At 61.4% G+C, this 26,407-nt stretch carries 21 protein-coding genes and 4 pseudogenes; 13 read left to right on the plus strand and 12 right to left on the minus strand.

The window, feature by feature from the left end:
* Positions 1–5 precede the first annotated feature (5 nt).
* Positions 6–1,403, minus strand: a complete 1,398-nt coding sequence (gene thrC, locus AC0L2A_RS00225; RefSeq protein WP_473607074.1) for a threonine synthase — start codon at positions 1,401–1,403, stop codon at positions 6–8.
* Positions 1,404–1,530: 127 nt separating this feature from the next.
* On the opposite strand from thrC, the gene AC0L2A_RS00230 reads away from it, so the two are divergent.
* Entirely contained in the window at positions 1,531–2,205 is a 675-nt protein-coding gene (locus tag AC0L2A_RS00230; RefSeq protein ID WP_287217480.1) for a hypothetical protein, read from the plus strand.
* Positions 2,206–2,244: 39 nt separating this feature from the next.
* Here the strand turns inward: AC0L2A_RS00230 and AC0L2A_RS00235 are convergent, their stop codons facing one another.
* On the minus strand, positions 2,245–2,934 hold the full coding sequence (locus AC0L2A_RS00235; RefSeq protein ID WP_287225922.1) for an HAD family hydrolase: 690 nt from the start codon (positions 2,932–2,934) through the stop codon (positions 2,245–2,247).
* A gap of 175 nt (positions 2,935–3,109) precedes the next feature.
* Between AC0L2A_RS00235 and AC0L2A_RS00240 the strand changes: the two genes are divergently transcribed.
* Positions 3,110–4,243 (plus strand): site-specific DNA-methyltransferase, encoded by a 1,134-nt coding sequence (locus AC0L2A_RS00240; protein WP_023799298.1) that lies wholly within the window; start codon positions 3,110–3,112, stop codon positions 4,241–4,243.
* A 36-nt stretch (positions 4,244–4,279) separates the two neighbouring features.
* Here the strand turns inward: AC0L2A_RS00240 and vapC are convergent, their stop codons facing one another.
* Both vapC and AC0L2A_RS00250 read right to left on the minus strand, forming a co-directional pair.
* Entirely contained in the window at positions 4,280–4,669 is a 390-nt protein-coding gene (gene vapC, locus AC0L2A_RS00245; protein WP_473607075.1) for a type II toxin-antitoxin system VapC family toxin, read from the minus strand.
* The gene (locus AC0L2A_RS00250; RefSeq protein WP_023799296.1) at positions 4,666–4,878 is read right to left on the minus strand and encodes a type II toxin-antitoxin system VapB family antitoxin; all 213 of its coding nucleotides are present in this window, start codon (positions 4,876–4,878) and stop codon (positions 4,666–4,668) included. The genes vapC and AC0L2A_RS00250 overlap by 4 nt, the downstream gene beginning before the upstream one ends.
* Before the next feature lie 422 nt (positions 4,879–5,300).
* On the opposite strand from AC0L2A_RS00250, the gene AC0L2A_RS00255 reads away from it, so the two are divergent.
* Both AC0L2A_RS00255 and AC0L2A_RS00260 read left to right on the plus strand, forming a co-directional pair.
* On the plus strand, positions 5,301–5,819 hold the full coding sequence (locus AC0L2A_RS00255) for a hypothetical protein (RefSeq protein WP_473607076.1): 519 nt from the start codon (positions 5,301–5,303) through the stop codon (positions 5,817–5,819).
* A 136-nt stretch (positions 5,820–5,955) separates the two neighbouring features.
* Positions 5,956–6,831 (plus strand): transporter substrate-binding domain-containing protein, encoded by an 876-nt coding sequence (locus tag AC0L2A_RS00260; RefSeq protein ID WP_473607077.1) that lies wholly within the window; start codon positions 5,956–5,958, stop codon positions 6,829–6,831.
* A gap of 73 nt (positions 6,832–6,904) precedes the next feature.
* Here the strand turns inward: AC0L2A_RS00260 and AC0L2A_RS00265 are convergent, their stop codons facing one another.
* Entirely contained in the window at positions 6,905–7,516 is a 612-nt protein-coding gene (locus AC0L2A_RS00265; protein ID WP_128167653.1) for an HAD family hydrolase, read from the minus strand.
* 45 nt (positions 7,517–7,561) lie between these two features.
* On the minus strand, positions 7,562–8,698 hold the full coding sequence (gene mutY / locus AC0L2A_RS00270) for an A/G-specific adenine glycosylase (RefSeq protein ID WP_473508684.1): 1,137 nt from the start codon (positions 8,696–8,698) through the stop codon (positions 7,562–7,564).
* A gap of 55 nt (positions 8,699–8,753) precedes the next feature.
* Between mutY and AC0L2A_RS00275 the strand changes: the two genes are divergently transcribed.
* The 4 genes from AC0L2A_RS00275 to AC0L2A_RS00290 all read left to right on the plus strand — a co-directional run bounded on the left by AC0L2A_RS00275 (position 8,754) and on the right by AC0L2A_RS00290 (position 14,857).
* Positions 8,754–9,254 carry a DUF721 domain-containing protein gene (locus tag AC0L2A_RS00275; protein WP_023802726.1) on the plus strand — a complete coding sequence of 167 codons (501 nt, stop codon included), beginning with the start codon at positions 8,754–8,756 and terminating at the stop codon, positions 9,252–9,254.
* Between the two features lie 130 nt (positions 9,255–9,384).
* On the plus strand, positions 9,385–10,131 hold the full coding sequence (locus AC0L2A_RS00280; RefSeq protein WP_091595939.1) for a DsbA family protein: 747 nt from the start codon (positions 9,385–9,387) through the stop codon (positions 10,129–10,131).
* A gap of 111 nt (positions 10,132–10,242) precedes the next feature.
* Positions 10,243–13,701: a chromosome segregation protein SMC gene (smc, locus tag AC0L2A_RS00285; protein ID WP_473607078.1), complete on the plus strand. Its 3,459-nt coding sequence runs from the start codon at positions 10,243–10,245 to the stop codon at positions 13,699–13,701.
* 172 nt (positions 13,702–13,873) lie between these two features.
* A complete protein-coding gene (locus AC0L2A_RS00290; protein ID WP_473607079.1) occupies positions 13,874–14,857 on the plus strand; it encodes an NAD-dependent epimerase/dehydratase family protein in 984 nt (327 codons plus the stop codon).
* 78 nt (positions 14,858–14,935) lie between these two features.
* Here the strand turns inward: AC0L2A_RS00290 and AC0L2A_RS00295 are convergent, their stop codons facing one another.
* The 4 genes and pseudogenes from AC0L2A_RS00295 to AC0L2A_RS00310 all read right to left on the minus strand — a co-directional run.
* Complete coding sequence (locus tag AC0L2A_RS00295; protein ID WP_473607080.1) at positions 14,936–15,766, minus strand: BtpA/SgcQ family protein; 831 nt, start codon at positions 15,764–15,766, stop codon at positions 14,936–14,938.
* On the minus strand, positions 15,763–16,671 hold the full coding sequence (locus AC0L2A_RS00300; protein ID WP_473607081.1) for a ribokinase: 909 nt from the start codon (positions 16,669–16,671) through the stop codon (positions 15,763–15,765). The genes AC0L2A_RS00295 and AC0L2A_RS00300 overlap by 4 nt, the downstream gene beginning before the upstream one ends.
* A gap of 3 nt (positions 16,672–16,674) precedes the next feature.
* Entirely contained in the window at positions 16,675–17,445 is a 771-nt protein-coding gene (locus AC0L2A_RS00305) for a glutamine amidotransferase (protein ID WP_473607082.1), read from the minus strand.
* A 19-nt stretch (positions 17,446–17,464) separates the two neighbouring features.
* Positions 17,465–17,590, minus strand: a pseudogene (locus AC0L2A_RS00310) (phosphotriesterase family protein); the annotation flags it as partial.
* A gap of 890 nt (positions 17,591–18,480) precedes the next feature.
* Here AC0L2A_RS00310 and AC0L2A_RS00315 point away from each other — a divergent pair.
* The 4 genes from AC0L2A_RS00315 to AC0L2A_RS00330 all read left to right on the plus strand — a co-directional run bounded on the left by AC0L2A_RS00315 (position 18,481) and on the right by AC0L2A_RS00330 (position 25,652).
* Complete coding sequence (locus AC0L2A_RS00315; protein ID WP_473607083.1) at positions 18,481–19,761, plus strand: site-specific integrase; 1,281 nt, start codon at positions 18,481–18,483, stop codon at positions 19,759–19,761.
* Positions 19,762–20,497: 736 nt separating this feature from the next.
* On the plus strand, positions 20,498–21,883 hold the full coding sequence (locus AC0L2A_RS00320; RefSeq protein WP_473607084.1) for a site-specific DNA-methyltransferase: 1,386 nt from the start codon (positions 20,498–20,500) through the stop codon (positions 21,881–21,883).
* Complete coding sequence (locus AC0L2A_RS00325) at positions 21,880–22,704, plus strand: DUF5681 domain-containing protein (protein WP_473607085.1); 825 nt, start codon at positions 21,880–21,882, stop codon at positions 22,702–22,704. The genes AC0L2A_RS00320 and AC0L2A_RS00325 overlap by 4 nt, the downstream gene beginning before the upstream one ends.
* A gap of 707 nt (positions 22,705–23,411) precedes the next feature.
* The gene (locus AC0L2A_RS00330) at positions 23,412–25,652 is read left to right on the plus strand and encodes an AGE family epimerase/isomerase (RefSeq protein WP_473607086.1); all 2,241 of its coding nucleotides are present in this window, start codon (positions 23,412–23,414) and stop codon (positions 25,650–25,652) included.
* A gap of 337 nt (positions 25,653–25,989) precedes the next feature.
* On the opposite strand, the pseudogene AC0L2A_RS00335 reads toward AC0L2A_RS00330, so the two are convergent.
* Positions 25,990–26,100, minus strand: a pseudogene (locus AC0L2A_RS00335) (IS481 family transposase); the annotation flags it as partial.
* Between the two features lie 5 nt (positions 26,101–26,105).
* Between AC0L2A_RS00335 and AC0L2A_RS00340 the strand changes: the two are divergent.
* Positions 26,106–26,248 (plus strand): annotated as a pseudogene (locus AC0L2A_RS00340) (IS481 family transposase); the annotation flags it as partial.
* Between the two features lie 18 nt (positions 26,249–26,266).
* On the opposite strand, the pseudogene AC0L2A_RS00345 reads toward AC0L2A_RS00340, so the two are convergent.
* Positions 26,267–26,398, minus strand: a pseudogene (locus tag AC0L2A_RS00345) (IS256 family transposase); the annotation flags it as partial.
* Positions 26,399–26,407 lie beyond the last annotated feature (9 nt).

A 26,407-nucleotide genomic window follows, 5' to 3' on the forward strand; every position in this document is an offset into this window, starting at 1 on the left:
ACTCCCTAATTTGCCGCCCGCGTGTGGCGGCTAACATAATCTTCCACCATTTTCAGGTCGGATGGAAGTACCGTGTATTTTTCCTCTGAAGTCATCAACCCGCCTAGCCATGCGGGCAGGGCAGGCGACACGCCGCTGGACGCTTCGACGGCGGCCGGGAACTTTGCCGGATGGGCGGTGCCCAGCACCACCATCGGCACGGCATTGGTGGCTTTTGCAACCGCAACGTGCATGGCCGCAGCCGTGTGCGGGTCGAGCAGATAGTTGCTGGCTGCGAGCGTCGAGCGGATCGTGGCGGCGACTTCGTCCATGGTCGAACGGCCGGCGTCGAATTCGGAGCGGATCCTGGCGATCTCGACCGCTTCGATGGTGAAGGCGCCGGACTGCTGGAGGCCGCTCATGTAGCGCCGCACGGTAGAGGCGTCGCGGCCGGCCGCCTCGAACAGCAAGCGCTCGAAATTCGAAGAGACCTGGATGTCCATCGACGGCGACGTGGTCGAAAAGACGCCTTTCGTGCGGTACTCGCCGCTCGACAGTGTGCGCGCCAGAATGTCGTTGTCGTTGGTTGCGATGATCAGCCGCTCGATCGGCAGCCCCATCTTCTTGGCGGCGTAGCCGGCGAAGATGTCGCCGAAATTGCCGGTCGGCACCGTGAACGAAATCGGCCGGTCGGGCGCGCCGAGCGACAGCGCCGATGAGAAGTAATAGACGATCTGGGCCATGATGCGGGCCCAGTTGATCGAATTGACGCCGGACAACGATACCCGGTCGCGAAAACCGTGATCGTTGAACATGTCCTTCACCAGGCCCTGACAATCGTCGAAATTGCCTTCGACCGCCAGCGCATGGACATTTGCGGCGATGGACGTCGTCATCTGCCGCTGCTGCACCGGCGAGACCCGGCCGTGCGGGAAAAGAACGAAGATGTCGGTGCGGTTGCGCCCGGCAAAGGCATCGATGGCGGCCCCGCCGGTATCGCCGGAGGTGGCGCCGACAACGCTGGCGCGCTGGTCGCGTTCGGCAAGCACATGGTCCATCAGCCGGGCGAGAAGCTGCATGGCGACGTCCTTGAAGGCAAGCGTCGGGCCATGGAAGAGTTCCAGAACGAACATGTTCGAGCCGGTCTGCACCAGCGGGCAGACCGCCTCGTGACGGAACGTCGCATAGGCTTCGCGCACCAGGCGTTCGAACACCGGCATCGCGATCTCGCCGCCGAGAAACGGCGACAGCACGCGGATGGCGAGGTCGGGATAGGCAAGGCCGCGCATCGCGCGGATCTCAGCTGCCGAAAACTGCGGCCAGGTTTCAGGGACATAAAGTCCGCCATCGCGCGCCAAACCAGCCAGCACAGCGTCGGAAAATCCAAGCACGGGCGCTTCCCCGCGGGTACTCACATAGCGCATCGTCATGTTCCATTGCTGCCGGGCGGTATTGTCCGCGGCAAAGTGGTTAATTTCCGTACTTGCTCAGTCGCATTTTTGCCGCGCGGTTGATATACGTCACCCGCTTTGCGAGAGGGAAGTGCAGTTCATGGCGTTTCATACATTTAACGGTCGTTTTGTCGCGGGTCTGGCGCTCGCCGGCTTTATGCTTACCGCCGCCGGCTGCCAATCAGGCGGCAGCAGCATGCTGGGCTTCGGAAAGAAGGACACGACACCGCCACCACCGCCGGACCCCAAGGTTCTCGCCAGCCAATTGCTGGCCTATTGTCCGAAAGTGACGCTGCGCGACGGCACCGCCTTCTTCAACACCTATGCCAAGGGCAGTCAAAAACCCAAGAAAAAAGCCGCCACCCTGGATGCAGAAGCTGCCGCGCTTGACGCGAGCAGCGGCCAGCAAGATGGTTCCGCCAAGATCGTCTATCAGGCCTCGATCACCGATGTGACCCGCGACTGCCTGCGCGCCAACGGCTCGCTGACGATGAAGATCGCCGTCGCCGGCAAGGTCGTTCCGGGACCGATGTTCAGCCCTGGCACCATCACCATGCCGATCCGTATCGCTGTGATGCATGGCAAGGAGGTCCTTTACTCGCAGCTTCACCAACATCAGGTCCAGGTTACCAATCCCTCGAGTGCCACCCAGTTCGTCTTCACCGATTCGAACGTTGTCGTTCCCGAGCCCACCGCGCGGGACTATCAGGTGTTCGCCGGCTATGACGAAGGCCCGCCGAAGAAGACCGACAAGAAGGTTGCCGCGGCCGAATAGCCGCGGTTTTGGATCTGCGCGTCCATTTGGACGCCTGCTTCACGCATCCGCCGACCACTCCGACAGGGCGGAGATCACGCTTTTCAGTTCCGCCCAGCGGCGGATGACCGTTTCGGCGCCGGCCTCGGTCAGCGCGTCGGCATGCCCGGGATAGCTGTGCGCCGCTCCGGTGAAGCCGATCACACGCATGCCGGCTGTCCTGGCGCCGGTCACGCCATGCACGGAATCCTCGATGACGAAGGTGTTCGCCGGATCGGCCTGGAGCGTTGCCGCGGCAAAGAGAAACACGTCGGGCGCCGGCTTGGATTTTCCGCTAGGTGTTTCCAGCGAGGAAAAAATCCGGCCGCTGAAAAACGGCAGCAGATGCACCTTCTCCAGCATGAATTCGATCCGCTCGGTGCGCGAATTCGAGCAGATGCAGCGCGGCGCCGTCACCGCGGCGACCGCCTCGTGCACCCCGTCGACGGCGCGCACGTCGCTGCGCAGGCGGCGGTCGACCAGGTCTTCGGCGCGATCGATCAGCGAGGCCTGGAATGGGACGCGGGATTTTTCCTCGACCCGCATCATGATGTCCTTGAAGGTCAGCCCGGCATAGGTTTCGGAAATCTCCTCGGCCGATATCTCGTAGCCGGCCGACGTCAACAGCTCGGCTTCGATGCGCGCGGCGATGATCTCGGAATCGACGAGCACGCCGTCGCAATCGAAGATGACAAGGTCTGGCTGGGGCATAGCGATCCGGAAAGCGGGAGGGAGGAGGCTGGGACGGTTCAGGCGGCGCGGCATACACCAACAGGCCGATCTTCGCAAATTACCCGGGGTCTGCACCCCAGGCCTTCACCGAATATTTACGCTGATCGGTAACCATAACAGCGAGTAAACAGTAACGCGTGCTTTGGGTGTAACAATGTCTGCCGTGCGTCTTCTCGACGAGCTTTCCCATGCTCCCCAGCAATCCGAATGGCTCGATACGATCCTGAAGGGCGATTGCGTCGCCGCGCTCGACCGGCTGCCCGAAAAATCCATCGACGTGATCTTTGCCGATCCGCCCTACAATCTGCAGCTCGACGGCGATCTGCACCGGCCCGACCAGTCCAAGGTCGATGCCGTCGACGACGACTGGGACCAGTTCGCAAGTTTTGAGGTCTACGACGCCTTCACCCGGGCCTGGCTGCTGGCGGCGCGCCGCGTGTTGAAGCCCAACGGCACCATCTGGGTTATTGGCTCCTACCACAACATTTTCAGGGTCGGCGCCAAGATGCAGGATCTGGGGTACTGGATCCTCAACGATGTCGTCTGGCGCAAGACCAATCCTATGCCGAATTTCCGCGGCCGCCGCTTCCAGAACGCCCATGAGACGATGATCTGGGCCTCGCGCGATCAGAAGGGGAAGGGTTACACCTTCAACTACGAAGCGCTGAAGGCGTCGAACGACGACATCCAGATGCGGTCCGACTGGCTGTTTCCGATCTGCACCGGCGCTGAGCGCCTCAAGAACGAAAATGGCGACAAGCTGCATCCGACGCAGAAGCCCGAAGCGCTGCTCGCCCGCATCATGATGGCCTCGACGAAGCCCGGCGATATCGTGCTCGATCCCTTTTTCGGCTCCGGCACCACCGGCGCGGTGGCCAAGCGCCTCGGCCGCCATTTCGTCGGCATCGAGCGCGAGCAGGCCTATATCGACGCCGCCAACGAGCGCATCGATGCAGTCCGGCCGCTGGACGGCGCTGCGCTTACCGTGCTTACCGGCAAGCGCGCCGAGCCGCGCGTCGCTTTCGTCAGCCTCATCGACACCGGGCTGATGCTGCCGGGCGCCACGCTCTACGACGCCAAGAAGCGCTGGGCGGCCAGGGTGCGCGCCGACGGCACTGTGGCGGTCGGCGGCAGCGCCGGATCGATCCACAAGATCGGCGCGGAAGTGCAGGGGCTGGATGCCTGCAACGGCTGGACCTTCTGGCACTATGAGCGCAGTGGCGGCCTGACCCCGATCGACGAGCTTCGCCGCATCGCCCGCCTCGGCATGGAGCGAGCAGGGGCCTGACGATAACCGCTACAGAGGTCTCGTTGCACATCGTTCTCATGCGGCGCACAGGCCGAGGTAATGAACCATCGGGTCGAAGTCTCGGTCATCATGCAACAGCGCGTGTCCGCCCAGGATGCAGAATGTGCCGATAATCATATCGACTGTCTTGCGGATGGTGATGCCCCGCTGCCGGAGCATGCGGTAGTTTCGGGCAGCTTCGACTGCCGTCGCCGGATTCAGCATCGGCACGATGGCGAATTGTCGGAGGTTCCGCTCGATCAGTTGGGCATGCGGTTCGTTGAGCGCGCCTTGCAGCACTTCCAGCAGGATCAAGTCTCCGACCAGAATCTCCTGTGTGTCATCGAGATGCCTGAGCTTGCCGACCGAGACGCTGTCCGTATTGCGGAGATGGGCGATCCACACGGAACTGTCGACGACGATCATCGCTGCCGATCAGGCGAACGGCCTTCCCGCATGGCGTCGAGATCGCCCTCCCAGCCGGCGCCAGCAAGGGCGGCGATAGCCATATCCTGCCTGTGCCGGCGCACCAGACTGCGCAGCGCCGCCTCAATCGTCGCTTTCTTGGTCTTGAGGCCGGAGGCGGCCATGGCCTCCGCGATCAATTCGTCGTCGAGCTCGATGTTGGTTCGCATGGTGCTTCTCGATGTGTATAGATTGGACTAAATATACACATTCTGCTCCTGACCAACAAGCCGTCACGACGAAAGAGAGGACATCTTCGACACCTAGTGGTCAGAATCTGACACTTGGTACCCGGTTGGGAGGTCGGTTCAGGGGTTCAGGGCGGTTAGCGAATCCTGAGTGGAGCGCGGAGCAACGCGACGGAGTGCGGAGCTAACCGAAGTGGACCGTGCCCGGAACGGGTCTTCGGCTTACGCGTTGCAACGTGGAGGTGACGGCAGGCGTGCATCGCGACGCGCTGTTGGGTTTCCATCCAATTGTTGCCGCGACTGGACATGCGAAGCGCGCCGCAGTCATCGAAGAAAACGCCCATACATTCGTCATGTCCGCGGCGATGGGAGTGCTGGCACGGCGTCGATCCAAAGGAAAGTAGATGAGTGCGTTCTCTCTTTCATCGGACGGGCAACTTGCGATAACGGCGAGCGAGACGTCGTCCAAAAATGATTTCGACTATTTGGTGGGCAACTGGAACATCAGGAATCGTACGTTGAAGGAACCACTGGCCGGCAGCGACGAGTGGGAGGAATTCGACGCGACCCAGGAGTTCCGCCAAATCCTAGTGGGTTTGGGCAACTTCGACATTTTTCAAACGGAGTTGGGAGGAAAGCCGTTCGAGGGCCTCACCGTGCGATTGTTCGATCCAAAGACGCGTCTCTGGACGATCTACTGGGCCGACAGCAACGCGGGCAAACTCGACGACGGAAAGGTGGGTTCGTTCAATGGCGACGAAGGCGAATTCTTCGGCCGTGAGGTTGTGGCCGGCAAGGACGTTATCGTGAAATTCCACTGGGATAAGCGCAACCCGAAAACCCCGATTTACAGCCGTGCGTTCTCCGCTGATGCAGGCAGAACGTGGGAATGGAATTGGTACTCGAAGTTTTCACGACGGTGACTGACTGAGTTGGCCCAAACCAAATGCCGCTCCTTCGCGTGCAGCCAAGAGGAATCCCGAGCCGGACTCTTATGTCAGGTGGGTACTACTAGCACGGGTAGCCGGTTCGGGTTTTCGGCGCCGCCGGAGGATCACGGTGAGCGATTCCCCAGGAAGAGTTATTGACCTTTGCCCACCGTTTCTCGAATGCTCGATTCTCTTATCCATCGGAGACCAGATCCATGAAAGCTCTTGCCTCGCCGTTTGTCGCCGCCCTCGTCATGGGTTTGTTGGCCTCTCCGGCGATGCCCAGAACACCGGCGCAGAAAACCAGCTTGATGCGGTTATCAAGAACGGCAAGCTGCGCGTCTGTACGACCGGCGACTACAAGCCCTTCACCTTTCATGACAAGCCCGCGAACAACTACCAGGGCATCGATATCGATCTCGCAAAATCTCTGGCAAGCTCACTAGGGGTCGAGGCGGAATTCGTTGCGACTACCTGGAAAAAATTGCTTGCCGATTTTACAACCGGCAAGTGCGACATCGCGATGGGCGGTATTTCGGTGACCCTGGAACGCCAGAAGCAGGTGTTCTTCAGCGAGCCCTATCTCGTCAACGGCAAGGCGCCGATTGCGCGCTGCGAGGACGAGGCGAAATTCCAATCGATTGCCGACATCAACAAGCCGGATGTGACTGTGATTGTTAATCCCGGCGGGACCAATGAGAAATTCGTGCGTGAAAAACTCAGTGACGCTAAAATTGAGATCTTCCCGGACAACGTCACGATCTTCCGCCAAATCCTTGACGGCAAAGCCGATATCATGATCGCCGAATCGGTCGAAACCGAGTTGCAGGAGAAACTTCACCCCGGCCTTTGCGCGATCAACCCCGAGAAGCCGCTCCAATATGGCGAAATGGGTTATATGCTTCCTGAGGGTGCCGTTGTCTTCAAGGCCTATGTCGACCAATGGTTGCATCTTGCCAAGGCGACGGGTGAGTTCGATCGCATCTACGCCTCACACGTCAAGTAGCGCGCGAGACGGATCCAATGGCAGCGCCGTGGACCGCGCGTCTCAGCGACTGCGGTCAGGCCCGTCACAGTGATCACACTCTGACCCCCAGGCGATCGAGGTCCGCCTCGAGCGTCTTTGCGTCGGTGAACAGCACCGACTGCCAGCCGGCCGCCTTGGCGCCGTCGACATTCTTTTGGCTGTCGTCGATAAACAGCGTGGCCGCGGGCTCGAGGCCGAACGCGGCGACGTGATGGTCGTAAATGCCGCGATCCGGCTTGATCATGCCGATCTCGCCCGAAATGGTCACACCGCGCGGGCGGTTGAGAAAGTCGAAACGCTGCCGGGCTTCGGCAAGCGTGTCTGACGCAAAATTGGTCAGCATGGTGACGTCGTGGCCGCTCTCGATCAGCTTGTCCATGAGCTGGACGCTGTCGTCGTAAGCGTGCGGCACCATCTCGTGCCAGAGGCGGCGGAAGTTGCGGATGTTTTCGGCGTGGTCCGGGTGTTCGGCGATCAGCAACGCCTCGGCCTCTTCCCAGGTGCGGCCGCGGTCCTGCTCGATGTTCCAGTCATGCGTGCAGACATTGTCGAAAAACCACTTTCTCTCCTCGGCATCCGGAATGATACGGCTGAATGGCAGGTTCGGATCGTAGTGGATCAGCACTCTGCCGATGTCGAAAACGATGTGGCGGATTTCGGTCATTCTTGTCCTCGTTCAACGCAGTTCAAATGGGGCGACGTGGGCGATTCAATGTGCGCGCTGCTTCTTCGTCGCGCCCGGTATCGCTGCTTCGATTACCTTTTTCATGACGGTGGGCAGTGCTTCGCCGGAAATTTCGTCGGCCAGCGACCAGAAATGACCCGCTGGGGCGGCGACATCGGCCATCGCTTTGAAGATTTCGAGTTCGAGCGCAAAATGGGTGAAGACATGGCCAATCTTCCCGGCTGGCCGCCAGTTGCCGGGGAAGGGCGCCGCCGCCGCTGTGGTGCCGCCGTCGATCCGCGCGGTCCAGCCGGTCGTCGGCACTTCGGTCATGCCGCCGAGCAGGCCCTTATCCCCACGTTTGCGCAAAAGGATGGCGCCATCGCCGCGTACGGCAACGAAAGCAGCCCCGCGCCGCAATGGTTTCTCGCCCTTCGGCAGGCGGACAGGGAAGCGTTCGGCATCGCCGGAAATAATGGCGCTGCAATCCTCACGCAGCGGGCAGAGCCCGCAGCGCGGCCGCCGCGGCGTGCAGATCGTCGCGCCGAGATCCATCATCGCCTGGGCGAAATCGCCCGGTCTGGTCGCTGGAACCATGCGCTCGACATAGGTGCGTATGTCGCTCTTGGCCTCGCTCAGCGGCGTGACGATCGAAAACAGCCGGGAAACCACCCGCTCGACATTGCCGTCGACGACCGCGGCGGGCTGGTCGAAGGCGATCGCGGCGATCGCCGCCGCCGTGTAGGCGCCGATGCCGGGCAGCTCTCTCAAGCCAGCTTGCGTATCCGGAAACCTGCCGCCTTGCCGCGCGACGAGGTCGGCGCAGGCCTTGAGATTGCGCGCGCGGGAATAATAGCCGAGTCCGGCCCAGGCCTTCATGACGTCTTCTGTCGGTGAAGCGGCCAACGCCTCGATATCGGGCCATTTCTCGACAAATGCCCGGAAATAGGATTTTACGGCTTCGACCGTGGTCTGCTGCAGCATGACTTCGGAAAGCCAGACCCGGTAGGGATCGGGTCGTATGCCGCGTGCCAACTCGCGCGGCGCAATGCGCCACGGCAAGTCGCGGTGATGCCCGTCGTACCAAGCGAGCAGGCGGGACGCGATCTCGCCGCTGTCTCCGGATGCGGCTTTGCCGCTGTCGCAGGATGCGGTCTTGCGGGTCTGGTCGTGCAGTGCCATTGATCGAGGACTGGCCTAACCGATGTATGGTGAAGGTCGTGACTGGAGAACGCACATGGCAGGGAAAAGGCCCTTCGGCAATCCCGTTCCGGTGAGTGATCTCGCAACCCAGATCCTCGATCCGGTGCTGCGCAAGCGAGCCGGCATGTCGATCGGGCTCGTCCAGTCTTGGGAGGAGATTGCCGGGCCGCGGCTTGCCAGCCGTTCGCGCCCTGAAAAGATCCAGTGGCCGCGCCGAATGCATGAAGATGATCCGTTCGAGCCGGCGGTGCTGGTCATCGCCTGCGAAGGCATGGCGGCGCTCCATCTGCAGCACGAGACCGGCGAGATCATCAACCGGGTCAACGCCTTCCTCGGCTTCAACGCTATCGGTCGGATCAGAATCGTGCAAAAGCCGGTCACGGTTGACAAAGGCCGGCTTAAACCAAGCATCCGGCCGCTGACCGCGGCCGAGAAGGTGAAGCTGTCAGGCACTGTCGGAATGATCGAGGATGATGGGCTGCGCGCCTCGCTGGAGCGGCTCGGCGCCACCATTCTCGGTCAAAAGAAAACATAATCTCGCGCTTTCGTGATCGCGTAGCCAAGTTTTGGCGATTGGAATGGGGACGGCGATGCCTTAATTCGCGCCAACTCTCGCCTTTTCTAGCCTTTGCATTGCAAAATCCAACCATTGTCAGGTGATTCGTATGCCCCGTCTTTTGTCCCGCAGAAACCTCCTGTCGTCACTGGCCGCCATTCCGGCGGTGGCTCTGCTCGCCGCCTGCAGCGACTCGGGCGAGAAAGCCGTGGCGGAGGATGTGAAGCCTGCGGCCCCAGCCGATGCGATGAAGCCGGCCGATCCGGCAAAGCCGGCCGCTCCGGCCGCGGCCAAGGCGCCTGAGGCCCAGGGCACGGTGGACATGGCTGCCTTGCTGAAGCCCGGCGCACTGCCCGACATGCAGCTCGGCAAGGACGACGCGAAGGTCGCCATCGTCGAATATGCCTCGATGACCTGCCCGCACTGCGCGCATTTCCATGAAACCACCCTCCCGGCGCTGAAGACGAAATACATCGATACCGGCAAGGCCCGCCTTATCCTGCGCGAGTTCCCCTTCGATCCCAGCGCCGAGGCCGGTTTCATGCTGGCGCGCTGCTCCAAGGACAATTATTTCCCAATGGTGGACGTTCTGTTCAAGCAGCAGGCGAACTGGGCAGGTGTCGCCAATACCAAGGACGCCCTGCTGCAAATCTCCAAGATGGCCGGTTTTACACAGGAGTCGTTCGAGGCCTGCTTGACGGACCAGAAACTTCTGGACGATGTGAGGTCGGTCCAGAAGCGCGGCGCCGATGAATTCAAGGTCGACTCGACGCCGACCTTCTTTATCAACGGGAAGACCTACAAGGGGGCGCTGTCGATTGAGGAAATCTCGGCCATTATCGACCCTCTGCTTTGACGTTTCGGCAGCGCCGAAGCGGCTGCGCTTCGGCGTGCGCAACTTTTTGTTGCGCCGCGAGTCGCCAAACCGCGGAACACTTTTGCAGAACCCGCTTTTGGGGCGGCGCGAATGAAATTCTCGCGCCTTCGCCTGCTCGGTTTCAAGTCGTTCGTCGAACCCGGTGAGTTCGTCATCGAACGCGGCCTGACCGGCATCGTCGGCCCCAACGGCTGCGGCAAGTCGAACCTTGTCGAGGCGCTGCGCTGGGTGATGGGCGAAAGCTCGTACAAGAACATGCGCGCGTCCGGCATGGACGACGTCATCTTTTCCGGTTCCGGAACGCGTCCGGCCCGCAACACCGCCGAAGTCACGCTTTTCCTCGACAACAGCGACCGTAGCGCGCCCTCGGCCTTCAACGACGCGGACGAGTTGCAGGTTTCGCGTCGCATCGAGCGCGAGGCGGGTTCGCTCTACCGCATCAACGGCAAGGAAGCCCGCGCCAAGGACGTGCAGCTGCTTTTCGCCGACCAGTCGACCGGCGCCCGTTCGCCCTCGATGGTCGGGCAGGGCCGCATCGGCGAGCTGATCCAGGCCAAGCCGCAGGCGCGTCGCGCGCTGCTGGAAGAGGCGGCCGGCATTTCGGGTCTGCACACACGTCGCCACGAGGCGGAACTGCGTCTGAAAGCGGCCGAACAGAATCTGGAACGGCTGGACGATGTCGTCGGCGAGCTGGAAAGCCAGATCGAAAGCCTGAAGCGCCAGGCTCGCCAGGCCTCGCGCTTCAAGAACCTGTCGGCCGATATCCGCAAGGCTGAAGCGACGCTGCTGCATCTGCGCTGGACGCTGGCCAAGACGCAGGAAGGCGAGGCGCGCTCGGCGCTGGCGATCGCCACGGCACTGGTCGGCGACCGCGCCGCCGCCCAAATGGCTGCCGCCAGGGAGCAAGGGATCGGCGCCCATCGGTTGCCGGAGCTGCGCGATGCTGAAGCCGCCGCCGCCGCCGCCTTCCAGCGCCTGTCGATCGCCAAGACGCAGATCGAGGAAGAAGCGGGCCGTATCCGTGCCCGCCAACTGGAGCTCGACCGCCGGCTCCAGCAGCTCGACGGCGACATCGTCCGCGAGGAGCGGATGGTCCGCGACAATGCGGATATTCTTGATCGCCTCGCCGCCGAAGAAACTGCGCTCAACACCGAGAACGACGGCGCCGCCGACCGCGAGGCCAGCACCCGCGCGGCGGTCGAACAGGCTGCGTCGACGCTTGCCGCCAGTGAAGCCAAACTCGCCGGGCTGACCGCCGAACGGGCGGAGGCCGCCGCTTCCCGCAACCAGATCGAACGAACGCTGCGCGACACCGCGGAACGCCGCGACCGTTTCGCCCGCCAGCTCGCCGATGTCGACCGGGAATTGTCCGATATCGCCTCCAGGGTCGCCGGCCTGGCCGATCCCGCCGAGAAGCAGCTTCTGGTTGAACAGGCGCTGGCGCTGCTCGAGGAAACCGAAGCCGCGGCGATTGCCGCCGAACAGGCTGTCGCCGAGGCGCGCGCGGCGGAGAGCGCCGCCCGCCCGCCGGTTCAGGATGCAAAGGCCGAGCTGGCGCGAATCGAAACCGAGGCCCGCACGCTGGCCAAGATCCTGAATGCCGCGAGCGGCGACCTCTTCCCGTCCGTGCTGGAGCAGATCAGCGTCGAGCGCGGCTACGAGACGGCGCTGGGCGCGGCCCTTGGCGAAGATCTCGACGTGCCGCTCGACCGCAGCGCGCCGGTGCATTGGGGCCAAAGCGAGGTCCAGCCCGGCGACGCCGCTCTGCCCGAAGGCATCAAGAGCCTTGCCAGCGTCGTCCGCGCGCCGGCGCAACTCGCCCGCCGATTGGCGCAGATCGGCATCGTCGACGCCGGCGACGGAAAGCGGTTGCAGGCGCAGCTTGCTCCCGGGCAGCGGCTGGTCAGCCGCGAAGGGGCGCTCTGGCGTTGGGACGGATTCACCGCCAGCGCCGACGCGCCGACCGCCGCCGCGCAGCGGCTGGCGCAGAAAAACCGGCTGGCCGAGCTCGACGCCGAGGCGGTCCACGCGAACCGCATCCTGCGCCAGGCCGAACAGGCCCTTGCCCATGCCGAGCAGGCGCTTGCCCAGGCGAGCGAGGCCGAGCGCAACGCCCGTCAGGCCGGGCGTGATGCCCAGCATGGGCTGGACGCCGCCCGCAATGCGCTGGCCGAGGCCGAGAAGGCCGGCGGCGAGCTGTCGAGCCGGCGCGCCGCACTTGACGAGGCGCGCGCGCGCATCGTCGACAGCCATGAAGAGACGGCCGCGGCTTTCGTCGAGGCCGAGATGCTGCTGCAAAGCGCTCCCGATCTCGGTGATCTGCAGTTGCAGCTCGATCAGTCGGCCGCCAACGTCGCTCGCGACCGCGCCACCCTTGCCGATGCCCGCGCCGTCCATGAAGGCTTGAGGCGGGAAGCCGAAGCGCGCTCGCGCCGCCTCGACGCCATCGGCGCGGAACGCCGCAGCTGGCTGGAGCGCGCCGAAAACGCCTCGACGCAGATCGCCGCACTCGGCGAACGCAAGGCCGAGGCCGAGGCCGAACGCGAAAGGCTGGCCGACGCCCCCGACGAGATCGACGCCAAGCGGCGCGCCTTGCTGTCGCAGTTTGCCGAAGCCGAAAGCCTGCGCCAGGCCGCCGGCGACCGGTTGCAGGAAGCGGAAAATAAGCAGTCCGAACTGGACAAGGCCGCGACATCAGCGATCCAGTCGCTGGCCGAGGCGCGCGAAACCCGAGTCCGCGCCGAAGAGCGGCTGACCGCTGCCGATGAAAGACGGCTGGAGGTCGAGGCGCGCATCCAGGAAACGCTGAACACGCCGCCGCATCTGGTCATCCGCCACACCGGCCTGGAGGCCGACAGCCCGATGCCGGAGGTGACTGAGATCGAGCGTCAGCTCGACCGGCTGAAGATCGAGCGCGAGCGGCTCGGCGCCGTCAATCTGCGCGCCGAGGAAGAGCAGAAGGAACTGTCCGACCGGCTGGAGACCATCGTTTCCGAACGTGAGGACATCATCGAGGCCATCCGCAAGCTGCGGCAGGCGATCCAGAGCCTGAACCGCGAAGGCCGCGAACGGCTTCTGGCTGCCTTCGACGTGGTCAACGGCCATTTCCAGCGGCTGTTTTCGCATCTGTTCGGCGGCGGCACGGCGGAACTGCAACTGATCGAGTCCGACGATCCGCTCGAGGCCGGTCTCGAAATCCTTGCGCGGCCACCCGGCAAGAAGCCGCAGACGATGACGCTGCTTTCCGGCGGCGAGCAGGCGTTGACGGCGATGTCGCTGATCTTTGCCGTGTTCCTGACCAATCCCGCGCCGATCTGCGTGCTCGATGAGGTCGACGCACCGCTCGACGATCACAATGTCGAGCGTTTCTGCAATCTGATGGACGAAATGGCGGCCACCACCGAGACGCGCTTCGTCATCATCACGCACAACCCGATCACCATGGCCCGCATGAACCGGCTGTTCGGGGTGACCATGGCCGAGCAGGGCGTCAGCCAACTCGTGTCGGTCGACCTGCAGGCGGCCGAGGCCCTGCGCGAGGCGAGCTGACGCGTCGACGGCACAGCTTGTCGGTAGCGCCTATTGGGGCTTTCGGCTAAAACACGAATTGGACTGGGTCGGTTCCGTTCATTCTGATGAGCGTTTTGATGTTGCGCATGATCCTCTCCGAAATCGATCTCGATTTCGCGATCATGTGCCAGCGTATGCGTGGAGAACCTTGTTGCCTGTACTTGTCACGGGAGCCGCAGGATTCATCGGCAGCCATGTTTGCCATCATCTCCTGAGTAGGGGGGAAGCGGTCGTCGGCGTCGACAACATGAACGACTATTACGACCTGGCGCTCAAAAAGGGGCGCCTCGCCCGCTTGCAGCCTTACAAGGATTTTTCATTTCACCAGATCGACATCGCCGAACAGGGCGCTCTTGCCGACGCTTTGGCCGGGCAAGGCATAGTCAGGATCGTCCATCTCGCCGCTCAGGCGGGTGTGCGCTATTCACTCGACAATCCGAGGCTCTATGTCCGTTCCAATGTTGTCGGCCATCTCGAAGTGCTCGAATTCTGTCGCGCGCAGCCCGCATTCGAGCATCTGGTCTATGCCTCGTCGAGCTCGGTCTATGGCGGCAACCGCAAGGTGCCGTTCAGCGAGACCGATCAGGTCGACAAGCCCGTCTCGCTCTACGCCGCCACCAAGAAGTCCGATGAATTGATGAGCCACACCTACGCCCATCTCTTCGGGGTGCCGCAGACCGGCTTGCGATTTTTCACCGTCTACGGTCCCTGGGGCCGGCCCGATATGGCCTATTGGATATTCACCAAGGCAATGCTCGAAGGCAAGCCGGTCCGGGTGTTCAATAATGGCGAGATGTGGCGCGATTTCACTTATGTCGAGGATGTGGTGAGAGCTGTCGTTGCCGTGCTCGACAAGCCGCCATCGGCTGAAGTTCCGCCGAGCAGGCTCTACAATGTCGGCAACAACCGGCCGGTGCGGCTCGGCGATTTCATCGACGCTCTGGAAAAACTGCTCGGCGTAAAAGCGATCCGCCACAGCGAGCCGATGCAAAGCAGCGATGTCGAGCGGACCTATGCCGACATGACTGCGCTGGAGCGCGATTTCGGCTTCAAGCCGAGCGTTTCGACAGAAGACGGGCTGAAAAAATTCGTCGACTGGTACCGGTCGGAATGGGCTGGATCAACGACAAGGTGACTGCGGCCTGCGGGTCGTCGCGGTGCGGTCTCCGCGTTTGCGGCCCGAGGGGCGCGACTTCGCTCCAATCGCCGCTTGTCATCGCCTCAGCCCACTTATGAAGGTCTTTACTCGGGCGGGGTCGACCGGGTTCCACCAGACGCCGTCATGCTTCAGCGCACTGGCGATGATGATCCCATCGACGATGCCAAGGATATCGTTGGCATTGTCGGGCGTCACGCCGCTGCCGACGAGCGTCGGCAGGCCGGCGGCCTCTTTGATCATGCTGATATAGCTCAGATCCGCAGTGTGCCCGGTGCGTTGACCGGTCGCAATGATGGCGTCGGCGTCGAAGAAGACCAGATCCTTGACCAGTTCCTCCACCGGGCGGTCGGCAACGATCGCGTGCGCGCCGTGCTTGACATGAGCATCGGCGAAGACGCGGATGCCGTTGGCGCGCAGCCTGGCGCGGTAGCGTGCTGCGCGACCGGACTCCCCCTCGACAAAACCCTCATTGGCGACATAGGCATTCGCCCATTGATTGACGCGGATAAAGCCCGCGCCGGAGGCGCTGGCGATCGCAAGGGCAGGGATCGCGGCGTTAGCGAGCACATTGATGCCGATCGGCTTGCCGAACTCGCGGCGGATACGGTCGGAAATAACCGCCATATAGGCCGCTGTTTCCGGTCCGATATCGTCAGGTTTGGCAAACGGGATGTCGCCATGATTCTCAACGATCACGCCGTCGCATCCGCCATCGAGATAAGATCTCGCATCGTCCAGACCGCGCTGATAGATCGCCTCGACCGCCTCGCCGTCATAGCGCGGCGCGCCGGGAAGCGGCGACAGGTGAACGACGCCGATCACCACCTTGGTGCGACCGAAAAGGTCTACGAGCGCGTCGCCGCCTGATTGACCGAGTTGGGTCATGAGAGCTCCGTTTGATCGATGAGCGCCACCATTTCAGACGCGGAAGGACAGGATATCAATGTGCCCGGGCGAGTCACCGCAATTGCGGCAGCCGCGAGCGCGAACTTCAGCGCTGGGGCAACCGACATTCCCTTGGCAAACCCGCCGGCCAGACAGCCGCAAAACACATCGCCGGCGCCGCTGGTGTCGAGCGCCTCGACACGTGGTGCCGGCAAACGAAACGATCCTCCCTGGTCCGGGCCGAGGGCGAGACAGCCTTCCGCACCGAGCGTGATCACGACTGTCTCGGCGCCTTTGGCCGCCAGCGCGTCGGCGGCGGCTGCCATGTCATCCTGGCCGGTCAGCGCTTTCGCCTCGGATTGATTCACCACCAACACCTGCGCCAGGCCGAAGTCAGGCAGAGCCGCCGCATCGATAGGGCTGGCATTCAGGACGGTGCGCGCGCCATTTTCCTGTGCTGCCCGCAGGCAGGCATCTATCGCGGCGCTTCGCAGGTTTCCTTGGCAGACAACGATGTCGCCAGACGCGATTCGGCCCGCAAGTGCGGTTTGTGCGATCGGATCGAACGCCTCGCTGCAGGCGACGCCGCTGACGATGAAGTTCTCGCCGCCGGCCCCAATGACGATGGTCGAGCGGTCGCTTGGCAGGTCGAATTCAATCGCCTCGAGGTCAGACAACTCCCTGTCGAGGCGGCTCCTGATCCATGCGCCTGCGCGGTCCTTGCCGAGCGCCGTCCAAAACGTTACCGCAGCACCCGTGCGCGCGGTCGCAACCGCCTGGTTTGCTCCCTTGCCGCCGAGGCCGTCGGCGTAGCTGCTGGCGTTCAAGGTCTCGCCGGCGGCAGGGAAGCGGCCGACGCGAAAAATCGTGTCGACGCAGGCATTGCCGACGACATGGACATGCATCGCTCAGCTCTCACCGATCGCCCAGCTCAGCATCTGCTCGAACAGGGTTTTGTAGCCCTTCCAGGCGATGAACTCCGGTGGCAGCCAATGCGGCCCGACATCGGACGTCCAGGCCACAGTGCGGCCCTTGCCATAGTGACCGGTGACGAGCAGCGGCAGCGAGCCATAATCCGACGACACGGTTGCCAGGACTTCCGCCCCGTCTTTCAGCGTCACCTCGTTGAAGCCGAGCAGGACTGGCCAATCCGACCCGAGACCCCTGAGGATCGGATGGTCCGAGGAGCCTTTCAGGACAGGCGAAAACCCTTCTGGCACCTCGACGCGGTCGTCGAAAGCGAGGCAGTTCACCGGCAGCACCTCCTCGACCGGCGTCTTGCGATAGCGCGCGCCGCCATTGATGCCCTGGAAGCTATAGTAGCCGCCGAACATCAAAAGCCCGCCGCCGTCGCGCACATAATCGCGCAGCAGCCGCAGGCGGTTCGGCGTCGGCTTGGAGTGAACCCAGGTGTCGGGATGCAGAAGCAGCGTGTTGGCGCCGATGTCGGAGAGCACCACCGCGTCATAGGCCGAAAGCGCCTCCATTGTTTGCGGAAAGCTGCGCTGTGCCTCATGCGCCGGCATGAAGGTCACGTCGAAGTCGGTCGCTTTCAGGGCCGTCAGCAATTCGTCCGCCCCGGTGTGGTAGGTGACCGTCGGAAACTGGTCGAAGCCCTTGATATGGGTCGCGGTCGACACCCAGGATTCACCGGCCAGCAGGATTTTTTTCTTGGACATTTGAACTCCGTCGTAAGTCTCAGCCGTAAGTCTGGGCTTGATTCTGCCGCGAGAACACGGCTTTCGGATTGGCGATCAGCATGCGGTCGATGGCTGGCTGCTCGACGCCATGCCGTTTCAGGCGCGGTATGAAATGCTTGAGGATTTAGCCGTAAGCGGACCAGTTTCCGCCGTTTACAGGGAATTTACAGAGAATCTACGTGTTCTTGAGTACGACGAAGGGTCGAAAAAAGGTCAGTTTGATTATAAAATTCAGTTAGTTAGAGTTTCCGATGCCGGTTTTTCATAGCAGGGAATTGCAATAACCAATTAATTCGGCGAAACCCGCCGGGTTTCCCGCAAAACTGAAATTCTATCGGCAGACGAGAGTTTCAAACCTCTCTCTCAGCACCAGACTATCCCGTCGACTGGGAACAATTATCTGATTTTCTTGGTCTTTTGCCGCCTGTCTGGTGCACAGGCCGTCGCAATGATGAACTGTGCGTAGAGAGTCGGGGAGGCACCGCATTAGCCCAAGTGCGGATTGGCACCTGACGCGAAAATCGTCGCATCGCTCTTTTTTTGGTCGGCCATCGATGGTGGGAATTTTGCGAGTGTTTTTTGCTGTGAAAAACGGGATTGGAGTTCTTTACGAAACCGTCGATCAGCATTTTGATAGAAAATGGAAAATAGCCTCCGAGTCGTGCTCTTTATCAGGCGACCGAGAATAGTTCTTAATTACCCTATTTCCGGGAACCAAAACAGCGGATTAGAAAAGAAAGATCGAGGTCTAGTTTTCGTGCTCGAGCAGGTTCGTCTTGAGGCATAGTACGAGGAAAATATGAGCCGGTTCAGAGAGTTGGAGCCAAAGAGCTTTTCCGATTACCACGTTGAAGCGCCCATCCGGCTCGACCTTGCGGCCAGGATCGCGTTTCCAGATGGATCAATGGGAGTCAAAGGTCTTCGAAAGGAGCGCGACGCCGGTCGCCTTACCACAGAAATAATCGCCAACAAGGAATATACCACCTTGTCCGCGATCGAGCGCATGAGAGAGCTATGCCGCGTCCAAGCAAAGGAGCCCGCCTTGTCTGGCGGAAGGAATACAGGAAAAAAGACGGCAAGCTCTTGGCGAACGCCGGCTGGTACATCGAAGATAACGGAAGGCGAATTAGCACAGGATGCGGCCGAAATGACCTTGGCGAGGCTGAGAAGCGCCTGCAAAGCTACCTCGCGGAAAAACACACCCCGTCGCGGCAACGGAACCGTGATCCCGATCAAGTAAAAGTCGCCGACGTTATCATCGTCTACGCGAACGAAATCGCACCAACTCATGCCGCGCCGGGCGAAACGCTCGCGCGGCTCTCCGCCATCAACAAGTTTTTTGGCCGCTTGATGGTGGCCGATATCAATGGTCAACTCTGTCGCGACTACGTCAAGCAATCGCCTACGGTTCCGGCGGCGCGTCGAAAGCTAGAAGACCTCCGCGCCGCCCTGAAGCACTACTATGCCGAAGGCTATGTGACTTCGATCCCTGCAATCGTCATGCCGGAGAAGTCCGTGGGGCGCCAGCGCTGGCTCACACGGAGCGAAGCCGCGCGATTGATCCTCGCGGCATGGCGAATGCGGCAGACATGGAAAGGCAAAGCCAGCGATCGCCGGACAGGCCAACACGTCGCCCGGTTCATTCTTGTGGCGCTGTATACCGGAACGCGCTCCGGTGCGGTCTGTGACGCGGCTATTCGGCCGACGGAAGGTCGGGGCTACGTCGACCTCGATCGCGGCGTGTTCTATCGCCGCGCCGACGGCCAGCGTGAGACCAAGAAGCGACAGCCGCCCGTCCGGCTCCCCGATCGCCTGCTATCGCATATCCGCCGATGGGCGACGACGCCTGTCAACATCAAGACGAAAAAGCGAGGCAAGAGCCTTACGATCGGCCGGATGATCGCGCACGACTTCGTCGTCGAGTGGCAGGGCCGACCCGTCGGCTCCATCAAGAAATCATTCAATAGCGCGTGCGAGGCGGCCGGGCTTGGCTGGTATGACAAAGACGGCAAGTTCGAAACCGACGTGACGCCCCACGTTCTTCGCCACACCGCCGCGACGTGGTTGATGCAGAACGGGACGGAGCTATCTCTGGCAGCCGACTTTCTTGGCATGACGGAGGCGGTTCTCCGCTCGACCTATTATCATCATCACCCCGACTTCCAAGCCGAGGCGGCCGAGCGGATCACGGCGAAGGCTCCGGCCCTGAAGGTGAAAAGACCCTGCGTGGGTTGCCGAGGACGTTGGACGCTCAACGGTATTGGCACATCTATGCACGAGATGAAGACCGACTAGATTTGCACTTCCCCGATCTTCGCCACACAGCGGCGACGAAGTTCCACCTTGGCGGCAGCCAAAAACCGCGGGAAAAGGACTTGAAGTGCACACCAGAGCAAATGTTTTGGCATGCTCAGGATAGGACGGCGGTGACGAGATTTCTTAACGAGGAATTGTAGGAATGGAGCGGCGGTCGCTAGCCGGCGATTTTCTCAAGTGCCGCGCCCCTTGGCGACCGTTGGCCCGCTTCGCTCGCTTCATGAATGGCTACAACGAGGCTGGCAGGTTTAACGAGGTTGCCAACTTGCACCAAAGGATTCAGAGACGTCATGGACGCCGCTCTTCATGGCGTGCGAGAGCGGAATTTATGGCTTTGTCTTTTCTTCGAGCATCGTGCGGGCTCGCCACACAGGATCGGGCGGCGACGAAATTGTCCTTGATAGACTCTTTAAAGAACTGCGGAAGCCTCTGCAGGCCCTGGATTCACTTGTAGCCACGATCTGGCATCTCGGCTCGAATCACTTTGATGGCCGTCAAGCGAAATCAGCCTGATTCCCTTCATCCCCACTATCCACCACCTGCCCAAGTCGGTGGACAGAAATTCGACGACGCGGGCGAACGAATCACCACATTTTAGGTCAGTTGCCCCGCGTTCGGCGCTGTCCGCGCTTCGCGTCTGTTGTGGTCTACAGCGTTGTGCCGGCGCTCAGTTCCAGCTGAGGGCTTACCGCAGATACGAACAAAAGGATTACACATGACGAACAAAAATAGAATATTTAAATCGGCCCAGGATGGTGGTGAGGGAAAGTCGCCCGGTAGCGGCCGAGGCCACGGCGAGGATCTGCAGATCGAGTATCGCCAGGTCGCCACTCTGAAGCCTTATGCGCGCAACGCCCGAACCCACTCGCGCAAGCAGGTCAGGCAGATTGCCGAAAGCATCAAGACATTCGGTTTCGCCAATCCGGTCCTGCTCGATCAGGAAGGCACCATTCTGGCCGGCCATGGCCGGGTCGAAGCGGCCAAGCTGCTCGGCATGGACCGTGTTCCTTGCGTCCGGTTAGATACGATGACCCCGCAACAGAAGCGGGCCTTCGTGCTGGCGGACAACAAGCTGGCACTCAATGCGGGCTGGGACCAAGACCTGCTTGCTGAAGAACTGCAGGCATTGCTCGACGTTGATGTCGACCTCGGCTTCAGCGCCGAGATCACTGGTTTCTCCGTCGCCGAGATCCACCATCTCGTCGAAGGGCTGGTTCCCGAGGAGGAAGGCAACCCAAGAGACGATGCCTTGCCGCCGCTCGAAGAAGCCACGCCGCGATGCAAGGCCGGCGATGTCTGGCAACTTGGCCGGCACCGGCTGATCTGCGGCAACGCACTCGACGTCGGGGTTGTCGCCACGGTGATGGATGGCGAAATCGCAAGGATGGTATTTTCCAATCCGCCCTACAAAGTGGAGATCCAGGGGCACGTCGGCGGCTCGGGAGTGACCAGGCGCCGGGAGTTCGCCATCGGCTCGGACGAGATGACCTCTTCCGAGTACACCGATTTCCTGGCCGCCTCGTTTCGCAATCTCGTGCGTCACTCGTGTGACGGCTCCATACATTTCATCTGCATGGACTGGCGCCATATGGGCGAAATGCTCAAGGCCGGCGACAGTGTCTATTCCGGCCTGAAGGATCTGATCGTCTGGGCAAAGGACAATGTTGGGACGGGCACATTCTACCGCTCCCGCCACGAACTGATCTTCGCCTTCAAGAATGGCGAGGCGCCACATATCAACACCTTCGAAGTTGGCCAGCATGGGCGCCACCGCACCAACGTTTGGCAGTACAAGAGCGTCAAAACCTCGAAGACCGGCCGAATGGACGAGCTTTCTCTCCATCCGAGCGTCAAGCCGGTTCAGATGATCGCCGACGCCATCAAGGATTGCTCTGCCGGCGGCGACATCATCCTCGATATCTTCGGTGGCTCAGGCTCAACCCTCATCGCTGCGGAAAAAACAGGTCGTCGCGGCTTCCTGTGTGAACTCGACCCGATCTATTGCGATCGCATCATCCGACGCTGGGAGACGTACGCCAGGGACGAAGCGAACCGCATCGCTGAAGGCATCACTTCGAAATTCCAGGAGGCAGCACAATGAGCAAATCACGCAGTGGAGGTAGTGAACCGTCTTCCGACAAGCCGGAGCGGAATTATGAGGTCGGCTATGGAAAGCCGCCTGCCGAGAGAAAGTTCAGGCCCGGCCGTTCCGGCAATCCTGCCGGTCGCCCGCGTGGCTCCAAAAACAAGATGAAGGACAGCGATATCATTTCGCTCGTCTTGAGCGAGGCTCAACGCGTCATCAAGATCAACGACGGCGAACGCTCTATCAAGACACCAGTCGCACAGGCCGTGGTGCGCTCCATCGGCATCAATGCGATGAAGGGCGATCCGCGCTCTCAGCGCCAGTTCACGGAGATGCTATTCACCGCTGAAAGGGAACGGGCGCGCATCGAACGAGAAAACATCTCAGCACTGATGGACTACAAGATTCGCGCGGAGAAAGAGCTCGAGCGGCGCGCTCGGCTGGGCATAACTGGGCTGCCTGAAATCATTCCGCATCCGGATCAAATTATCCTCGACCTGCGAAATGAGCGGAATGGGGAGGTCTGGATTGTGGGTCCATTGACCAAAGAGGAAAAGGCCAGATCAATAGCCGCCTATGAGGAGTGTCGAGAAGAATCTCGCCAAATGGTCCAGTTTATCAAAAACAGGCTTGCGGCATCGGAGAAAGCGCTTGCGGAGGAGCCCAGGTCTGCGGTGGTGAGGCGCCTCAAGAAGGCTATCGAAAGCGACAGAGATCTAATCCATTCGCTCAAGCGCAAGGCCGAAGAATTGTGTGAAAAACTGCGGCCGTGGGGGTTTGAGGAGACGCGCGAGCTTTGGGAGGGGCCAATAGTACTCGGTTATCCCTGGGTGTGAGTATTAACGACCGCCGCGCGCTGACGCGCCCGTGCTCAATGCAAAAAAGTCCAGAATGCTACCTATTGCAGGCCCTTCCCAGTAGAAGTCGGCATCGCATAAAGGAGGTGACGTTCGTCACGATCCGCCGGGGCACACCCACCGAAGGGACATTGGGCTGATCGCGGCTGGGCCAATGCAGCCACACCGTCCGCCTAGTTCCTCTCCCTGCACAGGACTACGAACTGACAACGCGCCACGTCGGCGAGAAGAAGGGGCGACCCAGGCCGCCCTTTAGGTTCAAGTTGGACTTGCCGAGACACGCAGGCCTTGCGAATAGCGCAACGGGCGTTAGCTCAACCGCTTTAGCACCCTCGTTTTGCCCAAGAGCCACCTAACAAGGACTTCTTGAAATCCGGGCGGCGTCCACGCTTTGCTGCGGACGAGAATGGCGCAAATGCAAGGCCGGTGGCAAGGACGCCGACGAGATACGCGGCAGCCTCCTTGCATTGTTGAGATTGAACGTTTTAGAAAGCGTCGCACATTGACCACGGTTAACAGTGTGGGAATCGTTGCGGAAAACGGCGCGCCTCAGGATTTTAAGCTGGCGTCGTTGGACAAACAGGAGCTTGTATTGGGGACTAGCGCTGGCAGAGCTTCGAAAGCGTCGACGCGGTGCTGCGCGGCACTGAAGTCGGCATCCCAGACCTTTTGAGCGCGAGAGCCCAATGACCGAGCGGATCGTCAGTTTTGTTATGAGTGGCGGTATTGGCTCACGGCTGTGGCCGTTGTCGCGCGAGGACAATCCCAAGCAGTTCCATGATTTTTCGGGCGATGGCTCGATGTTGATCAAAACTTTGCACCGGCTTACGGCGCGGCCGGACGGCGAAACGCCGGTCTTCCTGATTGCCTCGGAGCGGCACGCCGACCGCGTCCACGCCGATCTCGCCGGGCTAGACCTTTCGGGTGGTGGCCCTTTGTTCGAGCCGACCGGCCGCAACACCGCCGCCGCCGTTGCCTTGGCGACGCTGCGCACCCTCTCCGAATTTGGCGACAGCCTGGTGTTGGTAGTGCCGTCCGATCATGAGATCACGACCGCACGGCAATTCTGGCAGAGCGTGGAAAACGGTGCCGGCGCGGCGCGCGCCGGCCGGCTGGTGGTATTCGGCATCAAGCCCGGCCATCCCGAAACCGGTTACGGCTATATCGAGATCGCCGGCGAGAAGGATGGCATCTGCGATGTCTCGCGTTTCGTCGAAAAACCGGACCTCGCGACCGCGCAGACTTACCTGGCCGCGGGCAACTTCTACTGGAACACCGGCATTTTCCTGTTTTGCGCCAGTGCCATGCGCGACGCCTTCAGGGCTTTTGAGCCTGAGATTTGGAAGGCCACTGAGATTGCCTACCATGCAGCGACATCGGATCTTTCCGGCCTCTATATGCCTCTGGAACTCTACGCCGCGATTCCCTCGACGTCGATCGACTATGCCATCATGGAGCGCGCCAGCCACATTGCCATGGTGCCGGCCGGCTTCCGCTGGAATGATCTCGGCTCCTGGCAGTCACTGCTCGATGTCGGCCCCTCCGACAATGACGGCAATGTCATCGTCGGCGATGTCGTCGCCATCGACTGCGAGAATTCCTATATCCGCAGCGACAGTCGCTTGCTCTCGGCCATCGGCTTGAAGGACGTTGCCATCGTCTCGACCGCCGATGCCACCTTCGTCGCTCCGGTCAGCCGCAGCCAGAACGTCAAAAAGATCGTCGAGCAGCTCGAAAAGAGCGGCCGCCTGGAAACTAGGTTCACGCCCGCCGGTGACCGCGTGATCGAAAGCGGCGCCTGGCGGCGCCGTGTGCATCACTGGCTGTTTGAAGAGACGGTGCCGCTTTGGTCCACGGTCGGGGTCGATGAGCGCCATGGCGGTTTCCACGAGGCGCTCAGCTTTGACGCCACACCGCTGAAGAAGCCCAAGCGCATGCGCACAATGGCCAGGCAAGTCTACGCCTTCGCTGTCGCCAGGGCGCGCGGCTGGGACGGGCCTGCCGACCGGTTGATCGGCCACGGCCTCGAATTCATGGCCAGGAACGGCCGCACCGACAATGGCGGCTGGGTGCGCACGCTCAATGTCGACGGCACTGTCGCCGACGCAGTTGAGGATGCCTATGATCATTCTTGCGTGCTGCTGGCGCTGGCGCATGCCCATATGGTCGGCAACCCTGATGCATTGCGGCTTGCCGAAGAAACGTTTTCGTTCCTCGACGCGCATCTCGAGGATCACCGCATGACCGGCTTTCTCGAAACGTCGAGCGGCGAGGGCGAACGCCGCTCCAACCCGCACATGCATCTGCTCGAGGCTTTCCTGGCCTGGCATCAAGCGACCGGCGAGCTCGCCTATCTTCGCCGCGCCGCGCGCATCGTCGATCTGTTTCGCAGCCATTTCTTCGATCCGGAAAGCTGGACGCTGGGCGAGTATTTCGATGCCGAGTGGAGGCCGGCGGAGGGCCAAAAAGGCGCATGGACGGAACCCGGCCACCATTTCGAATGGGCCTCGCTGCTGGTCGACTTCGCGGAGCGCACCGGCCAAAGTGATCTGACCGGCTTTGCCAGAAAGCTCTATGCCTCGGCCATTGCCAGCGGCCTCAATCGCGCCACTGGCCTTGCCTATAGCGCCGTCTCGCGGCAAGGCCTGCCACTCGATCTTGTCTCGCGCAGTTGGCCGCAGGCCGAAGCAATCAAGGCGGCGATTGCACTGGACGGTTCAGGTGGCCCTGACCTCAAGCCCGAGATCGAAGCGCGTGTCGGTCGCCTGTTCCGTTGGCACATCAATCCGGCACCGCTCGGCCTGTGGGTAGATCGGATCGACGAGCGTGGCCGCTCGCTGGCGACCGAGGTGCCGGCGAGCATCTTCTACCATCTTGTCTGTGCGCTGACCCAGTATCTCGACAGCACTGGCGGCAAGCCCCAGTGAGGGCTCGACACTGGGCCTCGACATAGCTGCCGGTAAACAATGAACGGACAGAGGCGAAGAGCGGTTTCCCCGGAAATCGACCTGAGATCCTTGCGGGTCACGAAGGCCCGCCGCGATTGATAGTCACCGGCACGAAGATTGATGTTGTCCGGCTTTCTGGCATCTTTGATAATAGGCTTCGGTTCTTTCGACGTATGGCTCAAGCGATTTTAGTGAAGCCATGAGCCCAGCAGCCGTCTCGATATGGTTGGCATCCCGTGCTTAATTGAACTCGATTGTGAGGTTGGCTTCCAACGTTGTGATAGCAAGATGGGCATGTTCGCTTGAGGCTACCATGGTCGGCTTTGATTTGGCTGAATGTGAGCGACGCATCGTCGATGCAGACATGAACGACCTCCCAGCCGTCCTCACGCTCGGAGCTGCGCCAAGTGCTCTGCCCTGTGCGTCGCCGCTGATGCCTCGCGCGTCGCGTTCACGCAGGTCCTGCCCGACGAAAAGAAGCAGAGTGCGATCGCTTTCCTCAAAGCGGCCGTGACCTACACGCCAGTCTCGGCATCACCGTCACCCGTGTCATGACCGACAATGTCGCCTGCTATCAGTCGAAGGACTTTGCAAAGGGCCGCTGCGATCTCGGCCTCGAGCACCTCCTGCATCACCGCACGGATCACTTCGTGCAGACCTTGCGGGTCCGAAAGCAGAATGTCTTTGACGGCGGCGCTGGCGGTCTTACTTTCAGTCTTGGTCATGGTGGCGTT

This window comes from Mesorhizobium sp. WSM4844 (assembly GCF_055811775.1).

Excerpts from the sequence above, each read along its gene's own strand:
- mutY (WP_473508684.1), bottom strand. The coding sequence starts at position 8,698 with ATGGCACTGCACGACCAGACCCGCAAGACCGCATCCTGCGACAGCGGC.
- AC0L2A_RS00250 (WP_023799296.1), bottom strand. The coding sequence starts at position 4,878 with ATGCGAACCAACATCGAGCTCGACGACGAATTGATCGCGGAGGCCATG.
- AC0L2A_RS00320 (WP_473607084.1), top strand. The coding sequence starts at position 20,498 with ATGACGAACAAAAATAGAATATTTAAATCGGCCCAGGATGGTGGTGAG.
- AC0L2A_RS00330 (WP_473607086.1), top strand. The coding sequence starts at position 23,412 with ATGACCGAGCGGATCGTCAGTTTTGTTATGAGTGGCGGTATTGGCTCA.
- AC0L2A_RS00315 (WP_473607083.1), top strand. The coding sequence starts at position 18,481 with ATGCCGCGTCCAAGCAAAGGAGCCCGCCTTGTCTGGCGGAAGGAATAC.
- AC0L2A_RS00280 (WP_091595939.1), top strand. The coding sequence starts at position 9,385 with ATGCCCCGTCTTTTGTCCCGCAGAAACCTCCTGTCGTCACTGGCCGCC.
- AC0L2A_RS00275 (WP_023802726.1), top strand. The coding sequence starts at position 8,754 with ATGGCAGGGAAAAGGCCCTTCGGCAATCCCGTTCCGGTGAGTGATCTC.
- AC0L2A_RS00255 (WP_473607076.1), top strand. The coding sequence starts at position 5,301 with ATGAGTGCGTTCTCTCTTTCATCGGACGGGCAACTTGCGATAACGGCG.
- AC0L2A_RS00265 (WP_128167653.1), bottom strand. The coding sequence starts at position 7,516 with ATGACCGAAATCCGCCACATCGTTTTCGACATCGGCAGAGTGCTGATC.
- AC0L2A_RS00300 (WP_473607081.1), bottom strand. The coding sequence starts at position 16,671 with ATGCATGTCCATGTCGTCGGCAATGCCTGCGTCGACACGATTTTTCGC.
- thrC (WP_473607074.1), bottom strand. The coding sequence starts at position 1,403 with ATGCGCTATGTGAGTACCCGCGGGGAAGCGCCCGTGCTTGGATTTTCC.
- AC0L2A_RS00325 (WP_473607085.1), top strand. The coding sequence starts at position 21,880 with ATGAGCAAATCACGCAGTGGAGGTAGTGAACCGTCTTCCGACAAGCCG.
- vapC (WP_473607075.1), bottom strand. The coding sequence starts at position 4,669 with ATGATCGTCGTCGACAGTTCCGTGTGGATCGCCCATCTCCGCAATACG.
- smc (WP_473607078.1), top strand. The coding sequence starts at position 10,243 with ATGAAATTCTCGCGCCTTCGCCTGCTCGGTTTCAAGTCGTTCGTCGAA.
- AC0L2A_RS00240 (WP_023799298.1), top strand. The coding sequence starts at position 3,110 with ATGTCTGCCGTGCGTCTTCTCGACGAGCTTTCCCATGCTCCCCAGCAA.
- AC0L2A_RS00230 (WP_287217480.1), top strand. The coding sequence starts at position 1,531 with ATGGCGTTTCATACATTTAACGGTCGTTTTGTCGCGGGTCTGGCGCTC.
- AC0L2A_RS00295 (WP_473607080.1), bottom strand. The coding sequence starts at position 15,766 with ATGACCCAACTCGGTCAATCAGGCGGCGACGCGCTCGTAGACCTTTTC.
- AC0L2A_RS00235 (WP_287225922.1), bottom strand. The coding sequence starts at position 2,934 with ATGCCCCAGCCAGACCTTGTCATCTTCGATTGCGACGGCGTGCTCGTC.
- AC0L2A_RS00305 (WP_473607082.1), bottom strand. The coding sequence starts at position 17,445 with ATGTCCAAGAAAAAAATCCTGCTGGCCGGTGAATCCTGGGTGTCGACC.